Raw genomic sequence first — 21,873 nt, 5'->3', positions numbered from 1 at the left:
GTGATTGACAATTGAATTTGAAGAACCTAATTATTGTTTTGTGCGAAACGATGAATCTCAAAAGACGAATTTATTTTTTAATGAACTCTTACTTTCGGAGAATCAAAAATTCTATTTAACTATAAAAAAGCACGTTAAAAATGTCAATCATCAATTGTTGATTATCAGTTTAACGTGCTTTTTAGTTTTAAAGTATGTTGATTATACTTTTACTTTTTGCTTCTGTTTTGTTTTATTGCAGATTGCGCGGCAGCTAAGCGAGCTACAGGCACTCTGAATGGAGAACAGGAAACATAGTTGAAACCTGTGTTAAAGAAAAATTCTATAGAAGCAGGATCTCCTCCGTGTTCACCACAAACACCTATTTTTAAATTTTTCTTGGTTTTACGGCCTCTCTCGGTGCCAATTTTAACAAGTTCACCAACACCTTCTTGATCCAAAGTGTTGAAAGGATCACTCGGTATAATCTTTTCATCTACATAAGTACTAACTATAGTATTAACATCATCACGTGAGAAACCGAATGTCATTTGAGTTAAGTCGTTTGTTCCGAATGAGAAAAATTCGGCTACTTCGGCAATTTGATCAGCTACTAAAGTTGCACGCGGAATTTCAATCATAGTACCATACAAGTAATTTATTTTAACGCCTTTTGCACTTTCAACTTCTTTTTGAACTCTGTCTGCAATATTTTTTTGGTGTTTAAGTTCCTTAACATTGATAGTTAAAGGAATCATTATTTCCAGAATCGGATTTTTACCTTCTTTCATAAGATCTGCCGTTGCTTCAAATAAAGCTCTGAATTGCATTTCCGTGATTTCAGGATTGACAATACCTAAACGAACACCGCGTAAACCCATCATAGGGTTAACTTCATGCAACGAGTCAATGCGTTTTTTGATTGTTTCATAATCCATACCTTTTTTAGCTGCAAGTTCTCTTTGTTTATCTTCGGTTTGAGGAACGAATTCGTGTAATGGCGGATCCATTAAACGGAATGTCAATGGTTTGCCGTCCATAACAGCCAAAGTACCTTTAGCGGTATCATAAACAAAAGGTTCGAGCTCATTGAGAGCTTTTACGCGTTCTTCCTTATTTCCGGCCAAAATCATGTCACGAAGTTTAGATAAAGGTTTTTCGCTATTCTTTCCGTAGAACATATGTTCAATTCTGAATAAACCAATGCCTTCGGCGCCGAAATCTATAGCATTTTGTGCATCTTCAGGAGTATCGGCATTTGTACGGATATTGATAGTACGGAATTCATCAACAATTTTCATGAATTCTTGGAAGCGCGGATTTTCACTTGCATCAACCATTTTAATTGCTCCGCCGTAAACCCATCCTTTTGAACCGTTCAAACTTAATGTATCGCCTTCTTTGTACTCAACACCGTTGATTTTTACTTTATTGTTTTTCAGATCGATATGAACAGCTTCGCAACCTACGATACAACATTTTCCCCAACCGCGGGCAACAAGAGCCGCATGTGAAGTCATACCGCCGCGAGCAGTTAAAATACCTTCTGCAGCACGCATACCTTCAACATCTTCTGGATTTGTTTCTTCACGAACCAAAATATTAGAAATATTTTTTGAACGATATTCCAAAGCTTTTTCACTTGTTAGAGCTATTACACCAACAGCACCGCCGGGGCCTGCAGGTAAACCTTTTGCAATAACATCATGTTTTTTCTCATCATTACTATCCAGAATCGGGTGAAGCAATTCATCCAATTGGGTAGGAGAAATTCTCATAACAGCTTCTTGTCTATCAATAAGTTTTTGTCCCAACATGTCGAGAGCAATATTCATAGCGGCCAAACCGGTACGTTTTCCAACACGGCATTGCAACATGTAAAGCTTGCCTTCTTGAATTGTAAACTCAATATCAAGCATATCATGATAATGATTTTCCAAAATATTACGGATGTCAACAAGTTCTTTGTATGTTTTCGGCATCAATTCTTGCATTGAATGCAAATGTGCATTCTGATCGTTTTTAGTTTCGTCGTTAAGCGGATTCGGAGTGCGGATACCTGCAACAACGTCTTCACCCTGAGCATTAACTAACCATTCGCCGTAGAATTGATCTTCGCCGGTAGCCGGATTACGAGTGAATGCTACTCCTGTAGCTGAGTTGTCTCCCATATTACCGAAAACCATAGCTTGTACGTTTACAGCTGTTCCCCAATCATCAGGAATACCTTCGATTCTGCGGTATGATTTAGCTTTATTGCCGTTCCAGCTTTTGAAAACAGCTTTAATTCCGCCGAATAATTGTTCTTTTGCATTATCTGGGAAATCTTTACCTAAAACTTCTTTAATTTTTGCTTTGAAAATATTAGCAAGTTGAAGTAGTTCTTCCGCAGTAATTTCAGTATCCGATTTATATCCTTTTGAATGTTTAAACTCATCGAGAATTTCATCTAATATTTTGCGAATACCTTTGCCTTGAGCCGGTTCAAGGTCTTCAGCTTTTTCCATGACAACATCAGCGTACATCATAATTAAGCGACGGTAAGAGTCATATACAAAACGAGGATTATTGGTTTTTTTAATAAGTCCGGGAATAGTATTTGAACTAAGACCGATATTTAAAACAGTGTCCATCATGCCGGGCATTGAAGCTCTTGCTCCTGAGCGGCAAGAAAGCAATAAAGGGTTTTCAGGATCATCATATTTAAGTCCCATTACAACTTCAACTTTTTTCATTCCTTCCCACACTTCATCCATTAAAGTTGCTGGAAGTTGTTGATTGTTCTCATAGTAGGCAGTACAACATTCTGTTGTAATTGTTAATCCGGCTGGCACCGGTAGCCCGAGAAGACACATTTCTGCGAGGTTAGCACCTTTTCCACCTAATAAGTTCTTCATTTCGGCTTTACCTTCGGCAGTTTTTCCTCCGAAAGTGTAAACATACTTGATTTTTGTCATCTAAATAATATTTTTAATTGATTATTAATACTTTATCAAAAGTAAATTTCAAGAAATTACAAGTTGCAAATATACGAAATAATTAATAAATAATATTATAAACAATAATAATTTAAGATATCGTAATGAATATCTTAAATTGTCGAATTATTTGTAAAAATTAATAATATTCAAACAAGAACTTTTGTAATAGATATATAGTAATTTAATTGTGAATTGAATTTTTGCTAAATAAATGCGACAATTTTTCTTAATATTTGGGGATGCTTTTTAGCAAGTGTTTTATTATTTCTATCAGAAAAATATTTTTTGTTTAATAATGAATTGAAATTATTATTTATTACCGGATTTTGCTATGGCTTTACTACATTTTCTATGTTTTCGGTTGAAAATTTAAAATCGTTTAAAACTAAAAATTATTTTATTCTTTCGATATATATTGAGATATATTCTTTCAGGTATTTTTATTGGATATTTAGCTCTTAGTTTTATTGTGAAAATATAATCATAATGTATAATGTGAAATTTTATGATTTTTTATCCTAATAATTAAATTGTTATATCTTTGCGTATTAAAATAATTCTATAATTATGGAAAAATGGTCTTATGATAGTATTCCCGATCAAAATAATCGTATTGTTTTTATCACAGGTGCTAATTCAGGTCTCGGATTTCAGACCTCTCTTATGCTCGCAAAAAAGGGAGCAGAAATTATAATGGCTTGTAGAAATCATAATAAAGCCTTAACGGCTGCCGATGATATCCGAAATGTATGTCCCAATGCAAAATTGTTTACCTTAAAACTAGATTTATCGGATTTGAATTCCGTTGTCGAATGTGCGGAGAAAATCAATGCAAAGTATAGTCATTTGGATTTGATAATAAATAATGCCGGTGTTATGGTTCCGCCATTTTCTCGTACTAAGCAAGGTTTCGAACTTCAATTCGGAACCAATCATCTGGCACACTTTGCGTTAACAGCTCAACTTTTTCCTTTAATTAAGAATGTTGAAAATTCCAGAATAGTTTCTGTTTCCAGCATTGCCGCAACAATGAATTATATTGATTTTAACGATTTGAATTATGAGCATAAAAAGTATAGGAAATGGAAAGCATACAGTCAGAGCAAACTTGCAAATTTGATGTTTATGCGTGAGCTGGCTGATAAGTTGAAAGAAAGCGGTTGCAAAACAATTTCTGTTGCCGCTCATCCGGGCATATCATCTACAAATTTATTTAAAACAGCGGGATTTTTCGGTAGGAAAAATATTCTTTCAATTATTTCACAATCGCCGGAGGCAGGTGCATTGTCCGTGCTTCGTGCGGCCTGTGATTCTGATGTTGAGAACGGGTCTTATTGGGGACCATCAGGAGTATTCGGAATGAAGGGCGCGCCGTCAAAAGCAAAAATTGTTTCGAAAGCTTTAAACCGGAATCTTACTGAAAAATTATGGGATATTAGTGAGAAACTGACCGGAGTTAAATATGAATTTTAAATAAAAATCCCTGAGTTTTTTGTAAAAGATATTTAAAATAGGAGATGATATTTTTATTTTATTTGGATATGTTTTATGTTGATCTTTCTTCAGATAGTTTAATAGCTACTTTTTTTTCTTCAAATTAGCAGGAAACCATCCTTTTTCTACTCTTTTTTTCTGTTCGTAAATTTCAAAAATACTCCAAAAAGAAGAGAATGCGGTTACTCCTAATGCTATGGAAATAAATGTATTATTAATAAGAAATGATAATATTACACAAGTTATGCCCGCAAGTAAAAATAACCAAATCGATTTAACTCCTATGTAATATTCTGCCTTTATGACTAAAGGATGAAAAAGTCCGATAATCAGAAAAGTGAACGCTCCGACAACAAATCCGTACAGTTTGTATTCAATTAGAAATGCTTCCATTAATTTTTTCAAAAGTTTGCGGCAAAGGTAAAAAAATAACAAAAGAAAACTTATCCCAATTTATTGGGATATTTTGAATATAAAATCGATAAAGTTGGGGTAAAATGTTTTTTATCTGGTTTTCAGTAGTTTTATAATTTCGTTCTCAAACGAATCGGGTTTTGCAGTTGGAGCATAACGCTTAATTGTTTTACCGTCGCGAGAAACTAAAAACTTAGTGAAATTCCACTTAATTCCCGAAAAGAGAAAGTTACCGGTTTTCTTTTTTAGAAACTTGTAAAGAGGAATGGCTTCTTTTCCGTTTACTTTTATTTTTTTCATCAAAGGAAAAGTTACTCCGAAATTAACTTCGCAGAAAGTTAATATATCTGTATCCGTGCCGGGTTCCTGATGTCCGAACTGATCACAAGGAAAGCCGATTACCACTAATCCTTTATCTTTATATTTTTTATATAAAGCTTCCAAATCTTTGTATTGAGGAGTAAATCCGCATTTGCTGGCAGTATTAACAATAAGTAAAACTTTATCACGTAGTTGTTCAAAAGAAAAATCCTTGTTTTGATTGTCTTTTACGACAAAATCATAGATAGTTTGTTGCATATTTATTGAATTAAAGTAGGTTCATAATTTTATATAAAACGGTTACCATTTGTTCCAGTGAACGTTTTCGGGGTTCCATTTGTTTTTAGGTTCATGATTTTGAGTAGGGTATCCTAAAGGAATTACGCAGAACGGTATAATAGTCTCCGGCAGTTGAAACAGATTCGTTATTATTTCCATTCTGTTTTCTGCAGGATAGATACTCGTCCACACTCCGCCAAGACCCAAATCCGTTATTGCCAAAAGAATATTTTCCGCTGCTGCCGAACAATCTTGAATCCAGTATTCCTGTAGCCAACCCTCACCGGCTTTTTCCAAGTCGCCGCAAACTAAAATAGCGGCAGGTGCTTGTTTTGCCATTTTCGAAGTGGAAATTTCACCTATTGCGGAAAGAAGTTCTTTGTCGTCAATTACAACAAATTGCCAAGGTTGTTTATTCATTGCGGAAGGTGCGGCCATACCTGCACGAACTAAAATTTCAAGTTGTTCTCTGCTAACTTCTTGATTAGTATAACTGCGAATGCTTGTGCGTTCGTGTATTACATCGATTGTTGATTTAGAAGAATTATTTTGAACAACTTCATTTTTTTCTTCTTTTGTGCAACAAGAAATCATTATTGCAGCTAAAACAATAACGATGTTTACGTTAATAAATCTCATTCTATTCATAATATTAATTTTTATAAAATAACATCTTAATTATCATTATCTCACTTCCATTAATTTCTATAGTCTGCACAAATATCAATAACAGAAACCGCTAATAATAAGGTTATAAGAATTCGTTTCGTGTTGAAGATTGTATCTTTTGCAAATGTAATAAAAAAATTGTTTTTTAAGATTTTGAGTTTTTTAAAAAATCATTTTATCTATTTATTTATCCTCGAATCTATGTTACGATACTAATCCGATGTGCAAAATAACATAAAATTTAAATAAAAAATAATCCCAAAATGTTGGTATTTTTGATGTGTGGGAATAGCCGATTGTTGGCATTGGAGTAACCAACGCGAATTTCGTGAATAGAGAAATATTTGCTGAGATTGATTATTCCTGAATCGCGTAAAACTCTTCAACTCGCTTTATTTCATTCTTATATAAATCTACAGTTTTCTTATTTGTCTTTTCAAAAAACTTTAGTTCAACCTGTACTTTGTTTTTCTTTTTGATTTTTTTCCATGAACCGATTATTTCTCCGTTAAGCATAATTGTCGGAGAAAAAATTCCATTTTTTGTCATGACTTTGCTGTGATGTTCTTTTTCAATTATTTCCGAACGATCTTTGTAACTGACAACAAACTCATCAAAAGGAGGAAGAAGTAACGCGGAAGGTTTTTTATTTTCCGGAATCTGGATATCGGGCTTCATCCAAAATATTTTTTCGTTTATTTTTTCCGAAATGAAATGATTTTTTACCGATTCTAATCCGGCTTTTGCTTCCGTTGCGGTTAATCCGGACCACCAGATAAAATCCTGCAATGTTGCAGGTCCGTGACTCGAAAAATATTTGAAAGCCAATTGTTTCAAAGCTTCTTCTTTAATAAAAACTTTAGCATTAAGAACACGTTTTTCTAAGAGTGCATACGAATGATTTTGTCCGCTGATTTTACCGTTGCAAATAATGCCTTCCAACTCTGAGTGCGATAGTGCATGTGAAAGAGTATGAGGGTCTACATCGTGTCCTATAGCTTTTAAATGTTCGTCTATTTCCTGTTTGTAAAGATAATCGTGTTTTTCCAAGATATTAGTAACAGCCAACCTGGTTTTCAAAATTAAATCCTCATCTGCGCCCCATGATTTTCCGTAAGAAATATAAACTGCCCTTAGCTTTTCAACCGAAAGCTTTCTCATCCAATGAATATCTTCTGCAGCAACAAAATGCCATGTTGGGCGTAGAATATGAGTTCTTATAATCTTCCCGTCGGTTAAAGCATCTTCAATAGTTTTTACGGAAGAGTTTTCAAGTCGTGCTCCTAAAGCCCATTTTGCAATGTCAAGAGCTTGCGCCTGCATAGCACCCATCCAGGAAACAATTTCTTCCGGCTCTTTTAAAGAATATCCGTCAAGTAGTTGATTATGTAAACGTATTTTTAATATATCAGAATCATTCATTACAACATAGAATTAAATAAATAAAACGGATTTACACTAATATTATTTTAATCATCATTCCATCTTTGCAATACATTTAAAACTTCCCAACGCTTATCAACAAGTTTACAATAGATTACGAGCAGTTATGGAATATAATCTTGTTATTACGTAAATTCATCGCAAACCATAGTTTTAGCTCCGTCTTTGACCTTTATTGTTTTAAAATCAGTTTTAAGCAGATTATATATTTTAAATAATAAGTTGTATTTATTGTTTTATATAATTGATTATGTTTCGAATAAAGACTTGCTAAAATTTACTTATACCTAAATTCAGCGAAGTATAATTGCAATAATTTCATTTTATCATATTTTAATTTCGGGCGATCGAAAAAATACATTTCTACGAACTGCCAGATAAGCACCCAGCTTACAATTACAAAGAATTCATTGAAGACGTAATGGTCAGTGAAATAAGAAAATAAACTGATGCAACCGAGAGTTATCAGTCCGAAAATAAGCAGCAAAATAGAAATCCTTAAATTCCGCTTAAGATCGTGAGTTATGTCTTCAATATTATTAATAGTACTTTTTTTTATAAGTTTTTCCAAACTTTCGATAAATTTTTCATCATGCGTCTTTATGTCGATTTCAACTGTAATTGGTTCGTCAACAGGTTTGTATTTAATTTCATTTTCCAAATAGGTTATAAGCTCATTATTTATCCTTGATTTCTGAATACTACTAAATTTATTATAAATTATTTCGTAATTCTCAAGATACAATTCAATAATAAAATTATTTTCATCATCATTTGAATTGTTGACTTCCTGTCTCAATTTTTTATCGAATTCCTTGTAATGTTTTAATTGACTTTTCATTTATGATTTGAATTGGTTTCTTATAATGACAAAGGTAGAAAAATTTTGTATTATAGAAATGCCAGAGAAAGGATTAAAAATTATGAAAGAATTACGAAAATAATATCATTGTGGAAATTATTATATCAAAATCAATTCGAAAAGAAATTGAATTGTAAAATGAATTAATGTAATGATCTCCACAATGACGGAGCTAAAATATTTGGCATGAAAAATTCAATACCCGAGATATTTTAATAACCAATAGTAAATCGCTCTTGATAATGTTTCGGAACGTCCAATTCATCAATCATTGCTTTTGCATAATCCTGAACGGAAATCCTGCTTTCGCCCTTATCATTCAGAATTAAATCATTTTTACCCAAACGATACTTACCGGTACGCTCACCCGGTTCAATGCTCCCTGCTGGAGAGAAAAATACCCAATCAATGTTTCTCTCTTTCATTAAGATATTAAGATAAAACTCTCCGAGCGATTTTACTCCTCCAATAATTTCCTGCGGAATTGCTCCCGAATCAATCACACGAAGCCCGGGTGATACGAATAATGTACCTGCGCCGCCGACAATTAATAAACGCTTTACTCCGGCTTTTTTAACTCCCTCTAAAATAGCAGGGTAAGTTTTTAGTGTTTCTTCGTAAATGTTAGGATTTGTCCATCCGGGATTGAAAGCGCTGATTACCGCATCAAAACCCTTTGTTATTTGCGTAACTTTTTCCGGTGACGAAACGTCTGCTTTTACGATTGTCAGATTAGGATTTGTGATTTTGATTTTTTCAGGATCACGAACAACAGCAGTTACTTGAATACCTCTGTTTAATGCTTCATTTAGGATTGCGGAACCAATAAATCCGCTTGCTCCGATAATTACTACTTTTTTCATTTTTCAATTTTATTTGTTATTAATTTATTTTTGATTATGCAAAAGTAGAAGCAATATATAGAGCAGAGATGATATAAATTCGGCTAAAAATGGTAAATCCCCGTCATACCATAAATACAATTCGAAAGTTATGTAATTTAAGTATAACTTAAATTTTTGGTTTTCGAACGAAATGCGGCATCTCAAACGGAATTTCTATGGAGAGTTCAACATAACCTGCAAATTCGCCATTTTCAAACCATGGTGTCTGATAGATTAATTTTTTTACATCTCCTTTTTCTATTGTATAGGCATTAGTATTATGATTATCCAACAGTTCCAGTAATTTGGTTTTTGCCGGTTCGGGATGACAATCCAAAAGACTTTGCCCGACAAAATCACCTTTATTGACCGATTTGGATTTGTCATTCATCCAAAGTACTTTACCATCTGTATTGCATACGGTTATGGCAATATTCAATTCATCAAAAAAATTACTCATAATAATTGTATAAAAATGATTTTAACATTATTGTTTATTTGCAAATGTACAAACTATCTTTATTTGCCTAACTAATTCGAAGATAATTTTTCTTTTAAACCGGAATAACATATTTTTCAATCTGATATGTTTTTATGAAATCTATAAGTCCTTAACTCTTAGTTTTCCCGGTGAAATTCCTGTGTGTTTACGAAAATATTTGTTGAAATTGGTTGCTTCATCAAAACCGAGTTCAAAGCCGATTTCCTTTACGGACAAATTACTGTAAGAAAGTAATCGCATTGCTTCCAGGATAATACGAGAATCAATATATAGCTTTGGAGTTTTTCCCGTGAAAAATTTTACTTCTTTTGAAAGTTGCTTTTCATTTACATTTAATAATTTGATGTAAAATTCGGCATTATGTTCTTCTTTGAAATTTTGTTCGACAGAATTAAAAAATCTTCTGGCAAGATTGTTTGTTATCGGAGGATAAGACTTAGAAAGTTGCCGTTCTGCTTCAAGAAGAATAATGCGGAGATAACTTTGAGCGATTCCTATCTGAAAATTATCTGTTATTTCTCTTAACTCATTATTTAATAACAAAATAATATTTCTCATAAAATCGGAATTGATTGAAACCGTTTTATTAAGATTAATAGGATTAAGAATTTCCGAAGTAAACAAAAAATTTGAATCAAGTTCGTTAACAGTAAAAAATGAACTTGTAAACAATATCATTTTACCGGAATAATCAGATTTAGTATCAAACTCGCAAACTTGTCCGGCCGAGATAATAAGAAAGTCATTTGTTCTGATGGTAATTTTCCGGAAATCAATATAAAAATCCGCTTTTCCCTCGGTAATCCAAATTAATTGATAAAAATTTGCTTTATGAGCTTTACCCAGTAGTTTTGGTAATTCCTTAACAAAACTCAAATCTTTAAGTTCAATATCAATTGGTAATGGTTTGAAGTCGAAAGTTCGGATGTTTTCTTTCAAATTGCTAAATATTTTATCAATTACATTGCAAATATATAATATTTTGCTGTTCTTCAATTTCTAAACCCCAACATCTCTAAAATTATTTCGTTCATTTACTCTTAAAATTGCTCTTGATACCAAAATTCCAATATTAAAATTTTACCGTTCAATCTTTCCTCCCTCCGTTCAATCCTGAATTTTTACTGATCGGAAATATTTTAGTCGAAATAATTTTTAGTCAAAATAATTTTGCATTACTAATTATGTTTTGAAATGCACTTTATTAATATCAAATAATTAAAATTAAACATTATGATTAAGAAAAAGATCGTACTTTCAATCACTCTCATTTCTATTTTGTTAACATCGGTCGGTTGCGGATCTAAACCTAAAAGAACCAAAGACGGTTTGAACGGTGAAATTACCATATCCGGTGCTTTTGCATTGTATCCGCTGGTTGTTAAATGGGCGGAAGAGTTCAATAAAATCCATCCTCATGTAAAAATAGATATATCAGCAGGTGGCGCCGGTAAAGGAATGACCGATGTACTCTGTAATATGGCGGATATTGGAATGGTATCGCGTGATATTTATCCGTCGGAAGTTGAAAAAGGTGCGCTGGCTTTTGCTGTTGCTAAAGATGCCGTTGTGCCTACCATAAATGCTGAAAATCCATTGATGGAAGATATAATGAAAATCGGACTTTCGCGTGACGGTGCGATAAATCTTTGGTTGAAAAATAATGTTAAGACTTGGGAAGAACTGCTTGGTACAAAGGGAAATACTGCCATGCATCTTTATACCCGTTCGGATGCTTGCGGCGCTGCCGAAACCTGGGGCGCATGGTTTGGAGCGAAACAGGAAGACCTGGAAGGTGTTGCTGTTTTTGGTGATCCGGGATTGGCTCAAGCCATCCAAAAGGATAAACTCGGTATCGGATATAATAATCTTAGTTATGCCTATGATGAAAAAAGCAGGAAGTTAAATCCAGGTATTGCAATTATTCCTATTGATGTTAATTCTAACGGCATGATTGATACTAACGAGTTTTTTTATGATACTAAAGATGAAATTATTGCTGCCATTGCAGACGGTCGCTATCCGTCGCCGCCTGCACGCGAACTTTTTCTTGTTACCAATAATATCCCTAAGAAAACAGAAGTGAAAGCTTTTTTAGAATATGTTCTTACTGAAGGTCAGAAGTTTAATATTCCGGTTGGATATATTAATTTACCTGAAGAAATTTTGGATAACGGATTGGAGTTGCTAAAGGATTAAGAAATATTAATGAGAGTTAATTTCAGGATATTACGCGATAAAGGCGCTGGCGGATTTATGTTTGTCCTACTTATCTTGTCTATAGCATTACTAATTGCTATGTTTGTCGGTCTTTATCTGAAGGCCTCTCCCGTCTTGGAAGACAGAACTCTCAAAGAATTACTTTTTTCTACCAATTGGAAACCTTTAAAAGGCGAATTCGGATTTTTTCCATTTATAGTGGGAACCTTATGGGTTACAGGAATTGCAATAATTATGGCGCTTCCCGTATCATTGCTATCTGCAATCTTCCTTACGGAATATGCGAGACCTAAAGTTAAAAAGTATGTTTTCCCTGCATTAGATATTTTAGCCGCTATACCGTCAGTTGTGTATGGCGTTTGGGGAACTCTGATAATAGTTCCGTGGATATCGGAAAAGATTGCACCGAAATTTGTCGAATATTCTACTGGATATAGTGCGTTGGCAGGAGGCATTGTGCTGGGCGTAATGATATTACCGCTTTTAGTTAGCCTTTTTGTTGAATTGTTTTCTACAGTTCCTAACGACTTGAGGGAATCTTCTTTGGTATTGGGCGCAACAAAATGGCAAACAACACGTCGTGTTGTGCTTAGAAAAACAATTCCGGGAATGATTGCTGCCGTAGTACTTGCAATTTCCCGTGCTTTCGGAGAAACAATAGCAGTACTTATGGTCTGCGGAAATTTAGCGCAAATACCTAACTCTATGTTTGATGCGGTTTATCCGATTCCGGCATTAATTGCCAATAATTACGGAGAAATGTTGTCTCTGCCCCTTTATGAAGCGGCTTTAATGTTTGCCGCACTCATACTTTTTGTAGTGGTATTATTGTTCAATGTTGCATCCCGAATGGTTTTATATAGAATTGAAAAGTTAAATAGCTGATGAAATTTTTTGTTGAAAAATTAATGCGTGTTTTGATGATTCTTGCTCTCCTGCTTGTTTTCGGTGTGGTGTTCAGTATCATCTTTACTATTTTTTCTAAAGGATGGAGTGCTATGAGCTGGGATATGATTACCAAATTACCCGGCGGAGGTTTTTATATCGGAAAGGAAGGAGGCTTTCTCAATGCAATTGTTGGCTCGCTTTATATTGTCGGTGCATCAACTGTTTTAGGACTTCTAGTCAGTATTCCTATCGTTTTCTATCTTAATATTTACTTGAAAAAAAACTCCAAACTTGCTTATATTACACGATTATCTTATGATGTTCTGTTTGGGATTCCTTCCATAGTTTATGGCGCTTTTGCATTTACGATTATGGTTATGTTGGGTATAAAGGCATCTTTGTTGGGAGGAATTATTGTGATAACTTTATTGATTATTCCGATTTTTGTTCGGTCTATGGATGAGGTGGCAAAGCAATTTCCGCGTGAGATACTGGACGCAACTTATTCTTTGGGTGCAACGAGATTTGAAACTATCAAGGTCGTTTTGCGACAAATTGCTCCCGGAATTGCTACGGCAACTTTACTATCTGTCGGAAGGGCAATCGGAGATGCCGCCGCCGTGATGTTTACGGCCGGCTATACCGATAGCATTCCGACTTCTTTGTCGCAACCCGCAGCTACATTACCTTTAGCGGTTTTCTTTCAACTTAGCAGCCCGATTCCCGAAGTTCAAGATAGGGCATATGCTGCCGCATTGGTGTTAACTATAATTGTCTTGATATTGAGTTTATTAGGTCGTTATTTTACAAATCGTTTTTCTAAAAATAAATTGAAATGAGTCTTAAAGCTTCTATAAATCTTGCTTATAACCAGTATAATCAATGGCAAGAATCATCAACACTTCGCAAAGAAGTTAAACTCTTTCGCCCCGATCATAAGTTTATCAGAAAAAATGCGGAGAGCGAATTAGTTGTGCAGAATTTGAATGTTTATATCAAAAATAATCATATCCTGAAAGATGTTAACCTTTCTATTCCGGATAATAAAATTACTTGTATCATCGGTCCGTCGGGATGCGGTAAATCGACTTTGTTGAAAACTCTTAACAGATTGATTGATGCTGTGGAAGACGGAGTTAAGCTGGATGGTAAGGTTTTAATTGACGGTGAAGACATTATTAATAGTGGTACTGAAATTACGGAATTGCGACGCAAAATGGGTTTAATCTCTCAAAAGCCTTGTCCTTTGCCGATGTCAATTTTTGAAAATATTGCTTACGGCTGCCGTATTCACGGAATCAAAAATCGAAAAAAATTAAATATGATTGTTAAACACTATTTGGAAAGTGCGGGTTTGTGGGAAGAAGTAAAGGATCGGCTTCGTTCGCCCGCAATCCGTTTGTCGATCGGACAGCAACAAAGACTGTGCTTGGCTCGTAGCTTAGCCGTTGAACCGCAGTTTATTCTTGCCGATGAGGCAACCAGTGCACTCGATCCCATTTCCAGCAAAATTATTGAAGATCTTTTTGTGAAGTTAAAGGAAAACTATTCGATTATAATGGTTACTCATACTTTGCATCAAGCTTTGCGAATAGCTGATTATGTTGTTTTTATGTATCTTGGCGAAGTTATTGAAGCAGGAGATGCAAAAACGGTTTTCAATAATCCGCAACATGAACTGACAAAAAAGTATTTATCTGGAGTTTTTAGTTAAAATATTGAAATTAAAGGAAATAATAATATGTCTGAATATAAATTAACACATCTTAAAGAGTTGGAGGCCGAGTCAATTTACATTTTGCGGGAGGTGGCGGCACAGTTTGAAAAACCTGCACTTCTGTTTTCCGGCGGAAAAGATTCAATTGTTCTTACTCATCTGGCTTACAAGGCTTTTTATCCTGCAAAATTGCCTTTTCCTCTTTTGCATATAGATACCGGTCATAATTTCTCTGAAACAATTGAATATCGTGATGCTCTTGTTGAAAGATTAGGTGCGACTTTGATTATAGGTTCTGTGCAAGAATCGATTGACAAGGGTAGGGTAAAGGAAGAAACAGGCTATGATGCAAGTCGTAATAAATTGCAGACTACAACATTGCTTGATACTATTGAAGAATACAAATTTGATGCTGCAATCGGCGGTGCCCGTAGAGATGAGGAAAAAGCCCGCGCTAAGGAGCGTATTTTCTCGCATCGTGATGAATTTGGACAGTGGAATCCGAAGAATCAACGTCCGGAGTTGTGGAATATTTTTAATGGCCATAAGAATATGGGCGAGCATTTTCGTATTTTTCCTATAAGTAATTGGACTGAAATGGATGTATGGCAATATATTTTGCAGGAAAATATTGTAATGCCGAGTATATATTTCACTCACGAAAGACCTGTGTTTAAGCGTAACGGACAATGGTTGGCGGTTGAACCTTGTATGAAACTTCGTCCTACCGAAACAGTGGAAATCCGTAATGTCAGATGCAGAACTATCGGTGATATCAGTTGTACCGGACTAACACTTTCCCAAGCACATACATTGGAAGATATCATAGAGGAAATTGCCGCAACACGCGTTACTGAACGCGGTAGCCGTGCCGATGATAAAAGATCCGAAACGGCTATGGAAGACCGGAAGAAATCAGGTTACTTTTGATTATTATTAAATGAATTTAAATAATTGATTAATAATGAAAAATTTGCTGACATATAGTTTACATATATGTTAATTTTAAAAATTTTGTAATTCTGTATAAATGAATATTTTAATTAAAAAATTATGTCAAAAAACGGATATTTAGATATGGAGCTTTTACGCTTTACTACAGCCGGAAGTGTTGATGACGGGAAAAGTACTTTAATCGGGCGACTGTTGTACGATAGCAAATCGATTTTTGAGGATCAACTTGAAGCTGTTGAAACTGCTTCTAAACGTAGTGGAAATGAGGAAGTTAATTTGGCTTTACTTACCGATGGCCTTCGCGCCGAAAGAGAGCAAGGTATTACTATTGATGTGGCTTACAGGTATTTTGCTACTCCTAAACGCAAATTTATTATTGCTGATACTCCCGGACACATTCAATATACCCGGAATATGGTTACAGGTGCATCTACCGCAGATCTTGCAATTATATTAGTTGATGCGCGACATGGTATTCTGGAACAAACGGTACGGCATTCTTTTATTGCCTCATTGCTCGGAATTCCCCATATTGTGGTTTGTATCAATAAAATGGATCTTATAAATTTCTCGCAGGAAGTTTATGATGAGATTTGTGAAAGTTATAATAGTATATTGAAGACTTTGAAAATCGATGCTGTGAAATTTATTCCGATTTCTGCAAAATACGGAGATAATGTTGTTGAAAGATCGGAACGAATCTCTTGGTATACCGGCGAAACTTTGATGGAGTTATTGGAGAGTACGCCTATAGAACATAAAATAAATTCTTCCGAAGTTAGAATGCCCGTACAATATGTTATTCGGCCGATTTCCGATAAATTCCCCGATTTCAGGGGTTACGCCGGAAGAATGTCGGGCGGAATACTTAATATTGGGGACGAATTGCGAGTTTTGCCTTCCGGACTGAAATCGAAGGTTACGGCTTTATCGCAGGCAGAGAAAGTAATTGATGAAGTTTTTACTCCCGATTGGGTTACGATTCAACTTGCCGATGATATTGATATAAGCAGAGGAGATATGTTAGTAGGGACGAAAGGTATTGAGCCTCAAGTTTCACAAAAAATAACTCTGACTGTTTGTTGGTTTAATGAAAGTCCAATGCCATTAAACGGCAGGTACTTAATCAAACAAGCAACAAATGAAACATTGGGTATTGTCAAAGAGATTCATTACAAACATAATATCAATACATTAGAACTTGAATCAGATGTAAAACAGCTTAATATGAATGACATTGCTGCAATTACAATTCAAACCGCCAATCCCTTAGTTTATGATTATTACAAACATAATCGCATAACAGGAAGTTTAATTATTATTGATCAACATACATTTGAAACTGTTGGCGCAGGTATGATAATAGAAAATATTTAATTATGTATTCAAAAGTTGAAATCGAAAAGTGGAATAAAGAACTTATTGATGCGGATCCGCAGGTAGTTATTAGTTTCTTTTTAGAAAAATTTGATAAAAAAATAGCTTTATCTTCAAGTTTAAGCATCGAAGACCAGGCACTCACCGATATGATTGTCAAAATTGATAAATCAATCAGAATTTTTACCCTTGATACCGGTCGATTATTTCCGGAAACTTATCAATTGATTGATAAAACTTGTATGAAGTACGGAATTAATATAGAAATTTATTTTCCTGATTATAAAAGAGTTGAACAAATGGTAAATGCTGAAGGAATTAATCTTTTTTATGAGAGTATTGAAAAAAGAAAAAAATGTTGTGAAATCAGGAAGATCGAACCTTTGCGTCGTGCTTTTGCCGGCTTGGATGCCTGGATATGCGGACTTCGCCACGAGCAATCTGTTACGCGCAATGATGTTCAATTAGTCGAGTGGGATGAAAGTAACGGACTTGTAAAGATAAATCCGCTTATAAATTGGACGGAAGAGCAAGTTTGGAAATATATTAAGGAAAATTCTGTTCCATATAATAAACTTCATGATAAAGGATTTCCGAGTATTGGTTGCGAACCTTGCACTCGAGCCGTTGAACAGGGCGAAGATATACGTGCCGGCCGCTGGTGGTGGGAAGATCCGAATCATAAAGAATGCGGATTGCATCGTAAGTAGTGATGAGTTAAGAGAGTTAAGAATTAATAGTTAAAAATTGAAGGGATATTGTTATGTGTAAAATTAATAACAAATTAGTATTCTCCGTTAAAGATAAATTTGTGAAAATTATAATAACAAATCAAACCATCCATAACTCTTAATTAATTTAAATAAATTTTGTTTATGAAAAAAAATACACTTTTAATACTAATTATATTATTGCCAATAACAATCTTTGCACAGGAACCGGATAGTACTACCAATGAAAGATTAAAAAAATTAGAGAAGATCCAATCGATGCTTCCTAAGATTTCAGGATTAATCAATTTTCGTTATCAATACGGAGATGATATAAATTCTTTTGATGTCCGCCGCGCCAGAATTGATTTTCGGGGCGATTTATCTCCGGTTTTCGATTATAGATTACAGTTCGAATTTGCTTCCGATGCTTTTTTGTTGGATGCCTATGTTCGAGCGAAAATCAAACCGTGGTTGCATATTCAGGTAGGAGAATTTAAGATTCCTTTTACTATGGAGAATCCGTATTCGCCGCAAAATTTGGAGTTTATAGATAACTCAATGTCAACTATAAAACTTTGCTCTTATCAAGATATATCAGGAATGAAATCTAACGGAAGAGACGTTGGTATAATGGTCAGCGGTTCTCTTTTTAAAGCAGACGGATTTTACATGTTGCAATATGATTTGGGTGTTTTCAATGGTTCCGGCATAAATATACGGGATAAAGATAAAGCCAAAGATGTTGTCGGTAGAATTAGTTTTAATCCGATTAAACATTTGACGATTTCCGCTTCCGGATATTTAGGTAAATTCGAAGTTGATACTGATGATGCGGAGAATGTCTTATCGCGTCGCGATCGCTGGAGTTTGGGAATACGTTATGATGATAAAAAAGTTGTGGCTCGTGCAGAGTATGTAGGAGGAAATACCGGAGGAGTGAAAAGTGATGGATTTTATGTGCTGGCCGGTTACACTTTCTTCGGAAGATTAATGCCTGCTATCCGTTATGACTTTTTCCGTAATGATATAAATTCCCCCGAAACTTATCAAACGGATTACACAGTAGGATTAAATTATTGGGCTACAAAATTCCTTCGTTGCCAAGTAAATTATATATATAAAACACATAGTCATAATGCGGATTCTAACAGTAATTTAGTTAGTGCGATGATAACATTATCATTCTAATGAATATTTCTTCAAAATGATAATATTATTCATTTTATTTTTGGTTCTAAATCATCTTCCTCCGCCCAAAGCACTATACAGATTAATAATGCTCTGTATCTCATCAAATCGATTGGAGATTTGTAAAAGCTCGGCATCCAATAAGGTTTGTTGCGCTGTGAGAACTTCCAGATAATTAATTGTTCCGTATTCCATCAACAGTTTGGTAGATTTAACTGCGGATTCGAGTAAGTATATTTGTGTTTCATAAAGAGCTACTTTCTGTTTCGCGGTTTGATATTTGGCAAGATTTGTGTTCACTTCCGCACCTGCATCCAAAATGGTTTGCTGGAACGTCAGTTTTGCCTCTTCTTGTTGAGATTTAGCTATTTCGAGTCGGGCCTTGTTTTTTCCTTGATTAAAAATCGGCTGAGCTATAGATCCCACAACTTGCCAAATCAAAGCTCCCGGATTGGTAACGACTCCGCCACTGCTGTTTGTCCAACCCAAAATTCCGCTCAAATTCAAAGAAGGATAAAAATAGGAACGTGCTTCATTGGTAGTATAAAAAGCCCTTTTTAACGATGCTTCTGCATTTCGTACATCCGGACGGTTGGATAGTAATTGAACCGGAATACCAACGGATAATTCTTGTGGAAAAGTTTGATTGTTCAGGTTTCCACGTTCTATTGTTTGAGGAATTTCGCCAAGCAAAGCACATAATGAATTTTGAATTTCCGTAATTTGCAACTTCAAATCATATACGGTAGCGTCCACAGAACATTTGTTGGCTTCAGCCTGTGAAACCGCCGCCTCATTGGTTTCGCCCGCTTTCTTTAAAGCACGCAACGTTCTTACATTATCTTCCCAACTTACAGCTGTTTGTTGAGTTACTCGTAACTGTTCATCCAGCATCAACAAAGTATAATAATAATTAGCAATATTGGCAATCAATTGAGATTGCACCGCTTGTTGGTATGTTTCGCTTTCTTCAAGCGATGCCTGTGATTGTCGTTTTTGATTGGTTAATTTCCCGAAGATATCCACTTCCCAACTGGCACTCACAGGTAATTCGTAGGTTTTACTTGCCGACTGTCCGTCAAAACTACTGACGGTTCCCGACGGATTGAAAGAAACCGAAGGAGTGTAAGCGAGTTTGGCGGATTTCAGAGATGCCTGAGACTGTGAGATCCGTAAGCGGGCAATCTGAAGGTCAGTATTATTATCCAACCCTTTTTGAATCAATTTCTGCAAATATGCATCTGAATACATTTCCGTCCATTGTAAATCCCCGATGGTTGTTGTATCAACAGTTTCTATATTTTCTCCGAAAACATTATCGGTACGCATTTCGGGACGAGAATATTTGGTGTAAATACCGCAACCGGAGAATAGGATTACAAATGAAAAAGTAAAAATTAAAAATTGGATTTTCGATTTCATATTTTGATTATTATTTTTAGTCATATTATTTTGGTTTAGATGATTATGTAATTAAGCTTTATTTTTAATTTTTCTGGTATAAGGAATATTCTATCTTTCTTAATTTATTGTATAGCATGGTTTTGTATTCTTTTTAGTAACTTAATCTGATGTAATAACATGATTCCGGTAACAATAGCCGAAATTAAATCGGCTAATGGAGCGCTCGCCCAAACTCCGGTTATACCCAAAAATTTCGGCAATATCAAAATGCAGGGAATGAGAAATAAAAATTGACGTGTAAGCGAAAGAAATATTGATTTTTTTGCATAACCGATTGATAGAAAGAAATTAGAAGCCACAATTTGAAATCCAACAAAAGGTAACATGGCGCTCATAATCCGCAATCCTTGCGAAGATATTTCTATCAATCCCGAATCATGTGAGAATAATTTGCATAATAGTTCCGGAAAACTTTGGAACAATATAAAAGCAAAGCTTGCAATAGAGATTCCACACAACAAAGTTATTCCGAGCGTCCTTTTTACGCGTGGGTACAATTTTGCTCCGAAATTATATCCAAATACCGGTTGCATTCCTATTGATAATCCCATTAAAATCATAACAACAATAGTAAGCAGCCTGTTAACGATTCCGTAAGCCGCAATATATAAATCGCCGCCGTATTTTTTAAATATATTATTGAAAATGATTACCACCAAACTGCTGCAAACATTGACTAAAAAGGGTGAAAGTCCGATTGTGATGATTTTTGAAGCAATATTTTTTCTCAGATGAAAGATATTGCGTTCGAAATGAATGATATGATTCTTGTTTGAAAGATGTTTGATTTCAAAAAGTAGGGCAATAATCTGTGCCAGAACTGTCGCGTATGCGGCTCCTTTTATTCCCCAGCCGAAACCGAAAATGAAAAGAGCGTCTAAAAAACAATTTAATATAACTGCCAACAGCATCATTTTCATTGCTTTTTGCGGATATCCAGACGAACGGATTACTTCATTGAGTCCTAAAAATAATTGCGTTATAATATTTCCGATAATTATTATCTGCATATAATCTCTTGCTAATGGAAGCGTGTCCTCACTCGCACCGAAGAATAACAAAATCGGGTCTAAAAAGATTAAGACAATTATTGTATAGCTTATGCCGATGATCAGATTGAGTAAAACAACATTTCCGGAACAAAGAGATGCCGACTTTTTGTCTTTTTCTCCTAGCTTGAGAGCAATAAATGTTGAAGCTCCGCTGCCAACCATCGAACCTAAAACGGAACTCAAATTCATCAGCGGTAAAGCGATAGCCAAAGCCGCAATTGCCAAAACTCCAACTCCATGACCGATGAAAATACTATCAACAAGATTGTATAAGGATTGAGCAACCATAGCAATAATCGACGGTACAGCGTATTTGTACAATAGCTTTCCAACTTTCTCAGTGCCTAATATGTCAACGGAGTTCATGGAATTAAGAATTAAGATTGAAAAGTTCGGGGTTGAGTGTAAAAGCGATTGAAACTATAGCTAAATATTTTATATTTAGCACACTAAGTGAGTTAATTATTGTCGG

The 21,873-nt window shown here is 34.9% G+C and carries 21 protein-coding genes; 10 read left to right on the top strand and 11 right to left on the bottom strand.

Annotated features, from left to right (window positions below; genetic code table 11):
• Positions 1–209: 209 nt before the first annotated feature.
• Complete coding sequence (ppdK, locus tag LBP67_08535; protein ID MDR2085023.1) at positions 210–2,936, bottom strand: pyruvate, phosphate dikinase; 2,727 nt, start codon at positions 2,934–2,936, stop codon at positions 210–212.
• Between the two features lie 231 nt (positions 2,937–3,167).
• Between ppdK and LBP67_08530 the strand changes: the two genes are divergently transcribed.
• A complete protein-coding gene (locus LBP67_08530) occupies positions 3,168–3,422 on the top strand; it encodes a CrcB family protein (protein MDR2085022.1) in 255 nt (84 codons plus the stop codon).
• Between the two features lie 105 nt (positions 3,423–3,527).
• Positions 3,528–4,433, top strand: coding sequence for an SDR family NAD(P)-dependent oxidoreductase (locus LBP67_08525; protein MDR2085021.1), 906 nt, complete (start codon positions 3,528–3,530; stop codon positions 4,431–4,433).
• Between the two features lie 105 nt (positions 4,434–4,538).
• Here the strand turns inward: LBP67_08525 and LBP67_08520 are convergent, their stop codons facing one another.
• The 8 genes from LBP67_08520 to LBP67_08485 all read right to left on the bottom strand — a co-directional run bounded on the left by LBP67_08520 (position 4,539) and on the right by LBP67_08485 (position 10,767).
• The gene (locus LBP67_08520) at positions 4,539–4,847 is read right to left on the bottom strand and encodes a DUF4491 family protein (GenBank protein MDR2085020.1); all 309 of its coding nucleotides are present in this window, start codon (positions 4,845–4,847) and stop codon (positions 4,539–4,541) included.
• Between the two features lie 111 nt (positions 4,848–4,958).
• The gene (locus LBP67_08515) at positions 4,959–5,447 is read right to left on the bottom strand and encodes a glutathione peroxidase (protein MDR2085019.1); all 489 of its coding nucleotides are present in this window, start codon (positions 5,445–5,447) and stop codon (positions 4,959–4,961) included.
• Between the two features lie 42 nt (positions 5,448–5,489).
• Positions 5,490–6,116 (bottom strand): nitroreductase family protein, encoded by a 627-nt coding sequence (locus LBP67_08510; GenBank protein MDR2085018.1) that lies wholly within the window; start codon positions 6,114–6,116, stop codon positions 5,490–5,492.
• 378 nt (positions 6,117–6,494) lie between these two features.
• Positions 6,495–7,559 carry a winged helix DNA-binding domain-containing protein gene (locus LBP67_08505; GenBank protein MDR2085017.1) on the bottom strand — a complete coding sequence of 355 codons (1,065 nt, stop codon included), beginning with the start codon at positions 7,557–7,559 and terminating at the stop codon, positions 6,495–6,497.
• A gap of 298 nt (positions 7,560–7,857) precedes the next feature.
• Positions 7,858–8,421, bottom strand: a complete 564-nt coding sequence (locus LBP67_08500) for a hypothetical protein (GenBank protein ID MDR2085016.1) — start codon at positions 8,419–8,421, stop codon at positions 7,858–7,860.
• Between the two features lie 233 nt (positions 8,422–8,654).
• Positions 8,655–9,305, bottom strand: a complete 651-nt coding sequence (locus LBP67_08495; protein ID MDR2085015.1) for an NAD(P)-dependent oxidoreductase — start codon at positions 9,303–9,305, stop codon at positions 8,655–8,657.
• Positions 9,306–9,453: 148 nt separating this feature from the next.
• Complete coding sequence (locus LBP67_08490; protein MDR2085014.1) at positions 9,454–9,786, bottom strand: diguanylate cyclase; 333 nt, start codon at positions 9,784–9,786, stop codon at positions 9,454–9,456.
• A 141-nt stretch (positions 9,787–9,927) separates the two neighbouring features.
• On the bottom strand, positions 9,928–10,767 hold the full coding sequence (locus tag LBP67_08485) for an AraC family transcriptional regulator (protein MDR2085013.1): 840 nt from the start codon (positions 10,765–10,767) through the stop codon (positions 9,928–9,930).
• Positions 10,768–11,061: 294 nt separating this feature from the next.
• Between LBP67_08485 and LBP67_08480 the strand changes: the two genes are divergently transcribed.
• The 8 genes from LBP67_08480 to LBP67_08445 all read left to right on the top strand — a co-directional run bounded on the left by LBP67_08480 (position 11,062) and on the right by LBP67_08445 (position 18,885).
• A complete protein-coding gene (locus tag LBP67_08480; protein ID MDR2085012.1) occupies positions 11,062–12,027 on the top strand; it encodes a PstS family phosphate ABC transporter substrate-binding protein in 966 nt (321 codons plus the stop codon).
• A 9-nt stretch (positions 12,028–12,036) separates the two neighbouring features.
• Positions 12,037–12,933, top strand: a complete 897-nt coding sequence (gene pstC / locus LBP67_08475) for a phosphate ABC transporter permease subunit PstC (GenBank protein ID MDR2085011.1) — start codon at positions 12,037–12,039, stop codon at positions 12,931–12,933.
• Positions 12,933–13,775: an ABC transporter permease subunit gene (locus LBP67_08470; GenBank protein ID MDR2085010.1), complete on the top strand. Its 843-nt coding sequence runs from the start codon at positions 12,933–12,935 to the stop codon at positions 13,773–13,775. Before pstC ends, LBP67_08470 begins: the two co-directional genes overlap by 1 nt.
• On the top strand, positions 13,772–14,650 hold the full coding sequence (locus LBP67_08465; GenBank protein ID MDR2085009.1) for a phosphate ABC transporter ATP-binding protein: 879 nt from the start codon (positions 13,772–13,774) through the stop codon (positions 14,648–14,650). Before LBP67_08470 ends, LBP67_08465 begins: the two co-directional genes overlap by 4 nt.
• 27 nt (positions 14,651–14,677) lie before the next feature.
• Positions 14,678–15,583, top strand: coding sequence for a sulfate adenylyltransferase subunit CysD (gene cysD / locus LBP67_08460; protein ID MDR2085008.1), 906 nt, complete (start codon positions 14,678–14,680; stop codon positions 15,581–15,583).
• Positions 15,584–15,706: 123 nt separating this feature from the next.
• A complete protein-coding gene (locus tag LBP67_08455; GenBank protein MDR2085007.1) occupies positions 15,707–16,984 on the top strand; it encodes a GTP-binding protein in 1,278 nt (425 codons plus the stop codon).
• A 2-nt stretch (positions 16,985–16,986) separates the two neighbouring features.
• Positions 16,987–17,694: a phosphoadenylyl-sulfate reductase gene (locus LBP67_08450; GenBank protein MDR2085006.1), complete on the top strand. Its 708-nt coding sequence runs from the start codon at positions 16,987–16,989 to the stop codon at positions 17,692–17,694.
• A 165-nt stretch (positions 17,695–17,859) separates the two neighbouring features.
• Entirely contained in the window at positions 17,860–18,885 is a 1,026-nt protein-coding gene (locus LBP67_08445; GenBank protein MDR2085005.1) for an OprO/OprP family phosphate-selective porin, read from the top strand.
• Between the two features lie 51 nt (positions 18,886–18,936).
• On the opposite strand, the gene LBP67_08440 is transcribed toward LBP67_08445, so the two are convergent.
• Positions 18,937–20,307, bottom strand: coding sequence for a TolC family protein (locus LBP67_08440; GenBank protein MDR2085004.1), 1,371 nt, complete (start codon positions 20,305–20,307; stop codon positions 18,937–18,939).
• 104 nt (positions 20,308–20,411) lie between these two features.
• On the bottom strand, positions 20,412–21,767 hold the full coding sequence (locus LBP67_08435; protein MDR2085003.1) for an MATE family efflux transporter: 1,356 nt from the start codon (positions 21,765–21,767) through the stop codon (positions 20,412–20,414).
• Positions 21,768–21,873: the final 106 nt, after the last annotated feature.

This window comes from Bacteroidales bacterium, assembly GCA_031276035.1.
In the GTDB taxonomy this organism is placed as follows: domain Bacteria; phylum Bacteroidota; class Bacteroidia; order Bacteroidales; family BM520; genus RGIG7150.
This window is presented reverse-complemented; position numbering and strand designations above follow the sequence as displayed.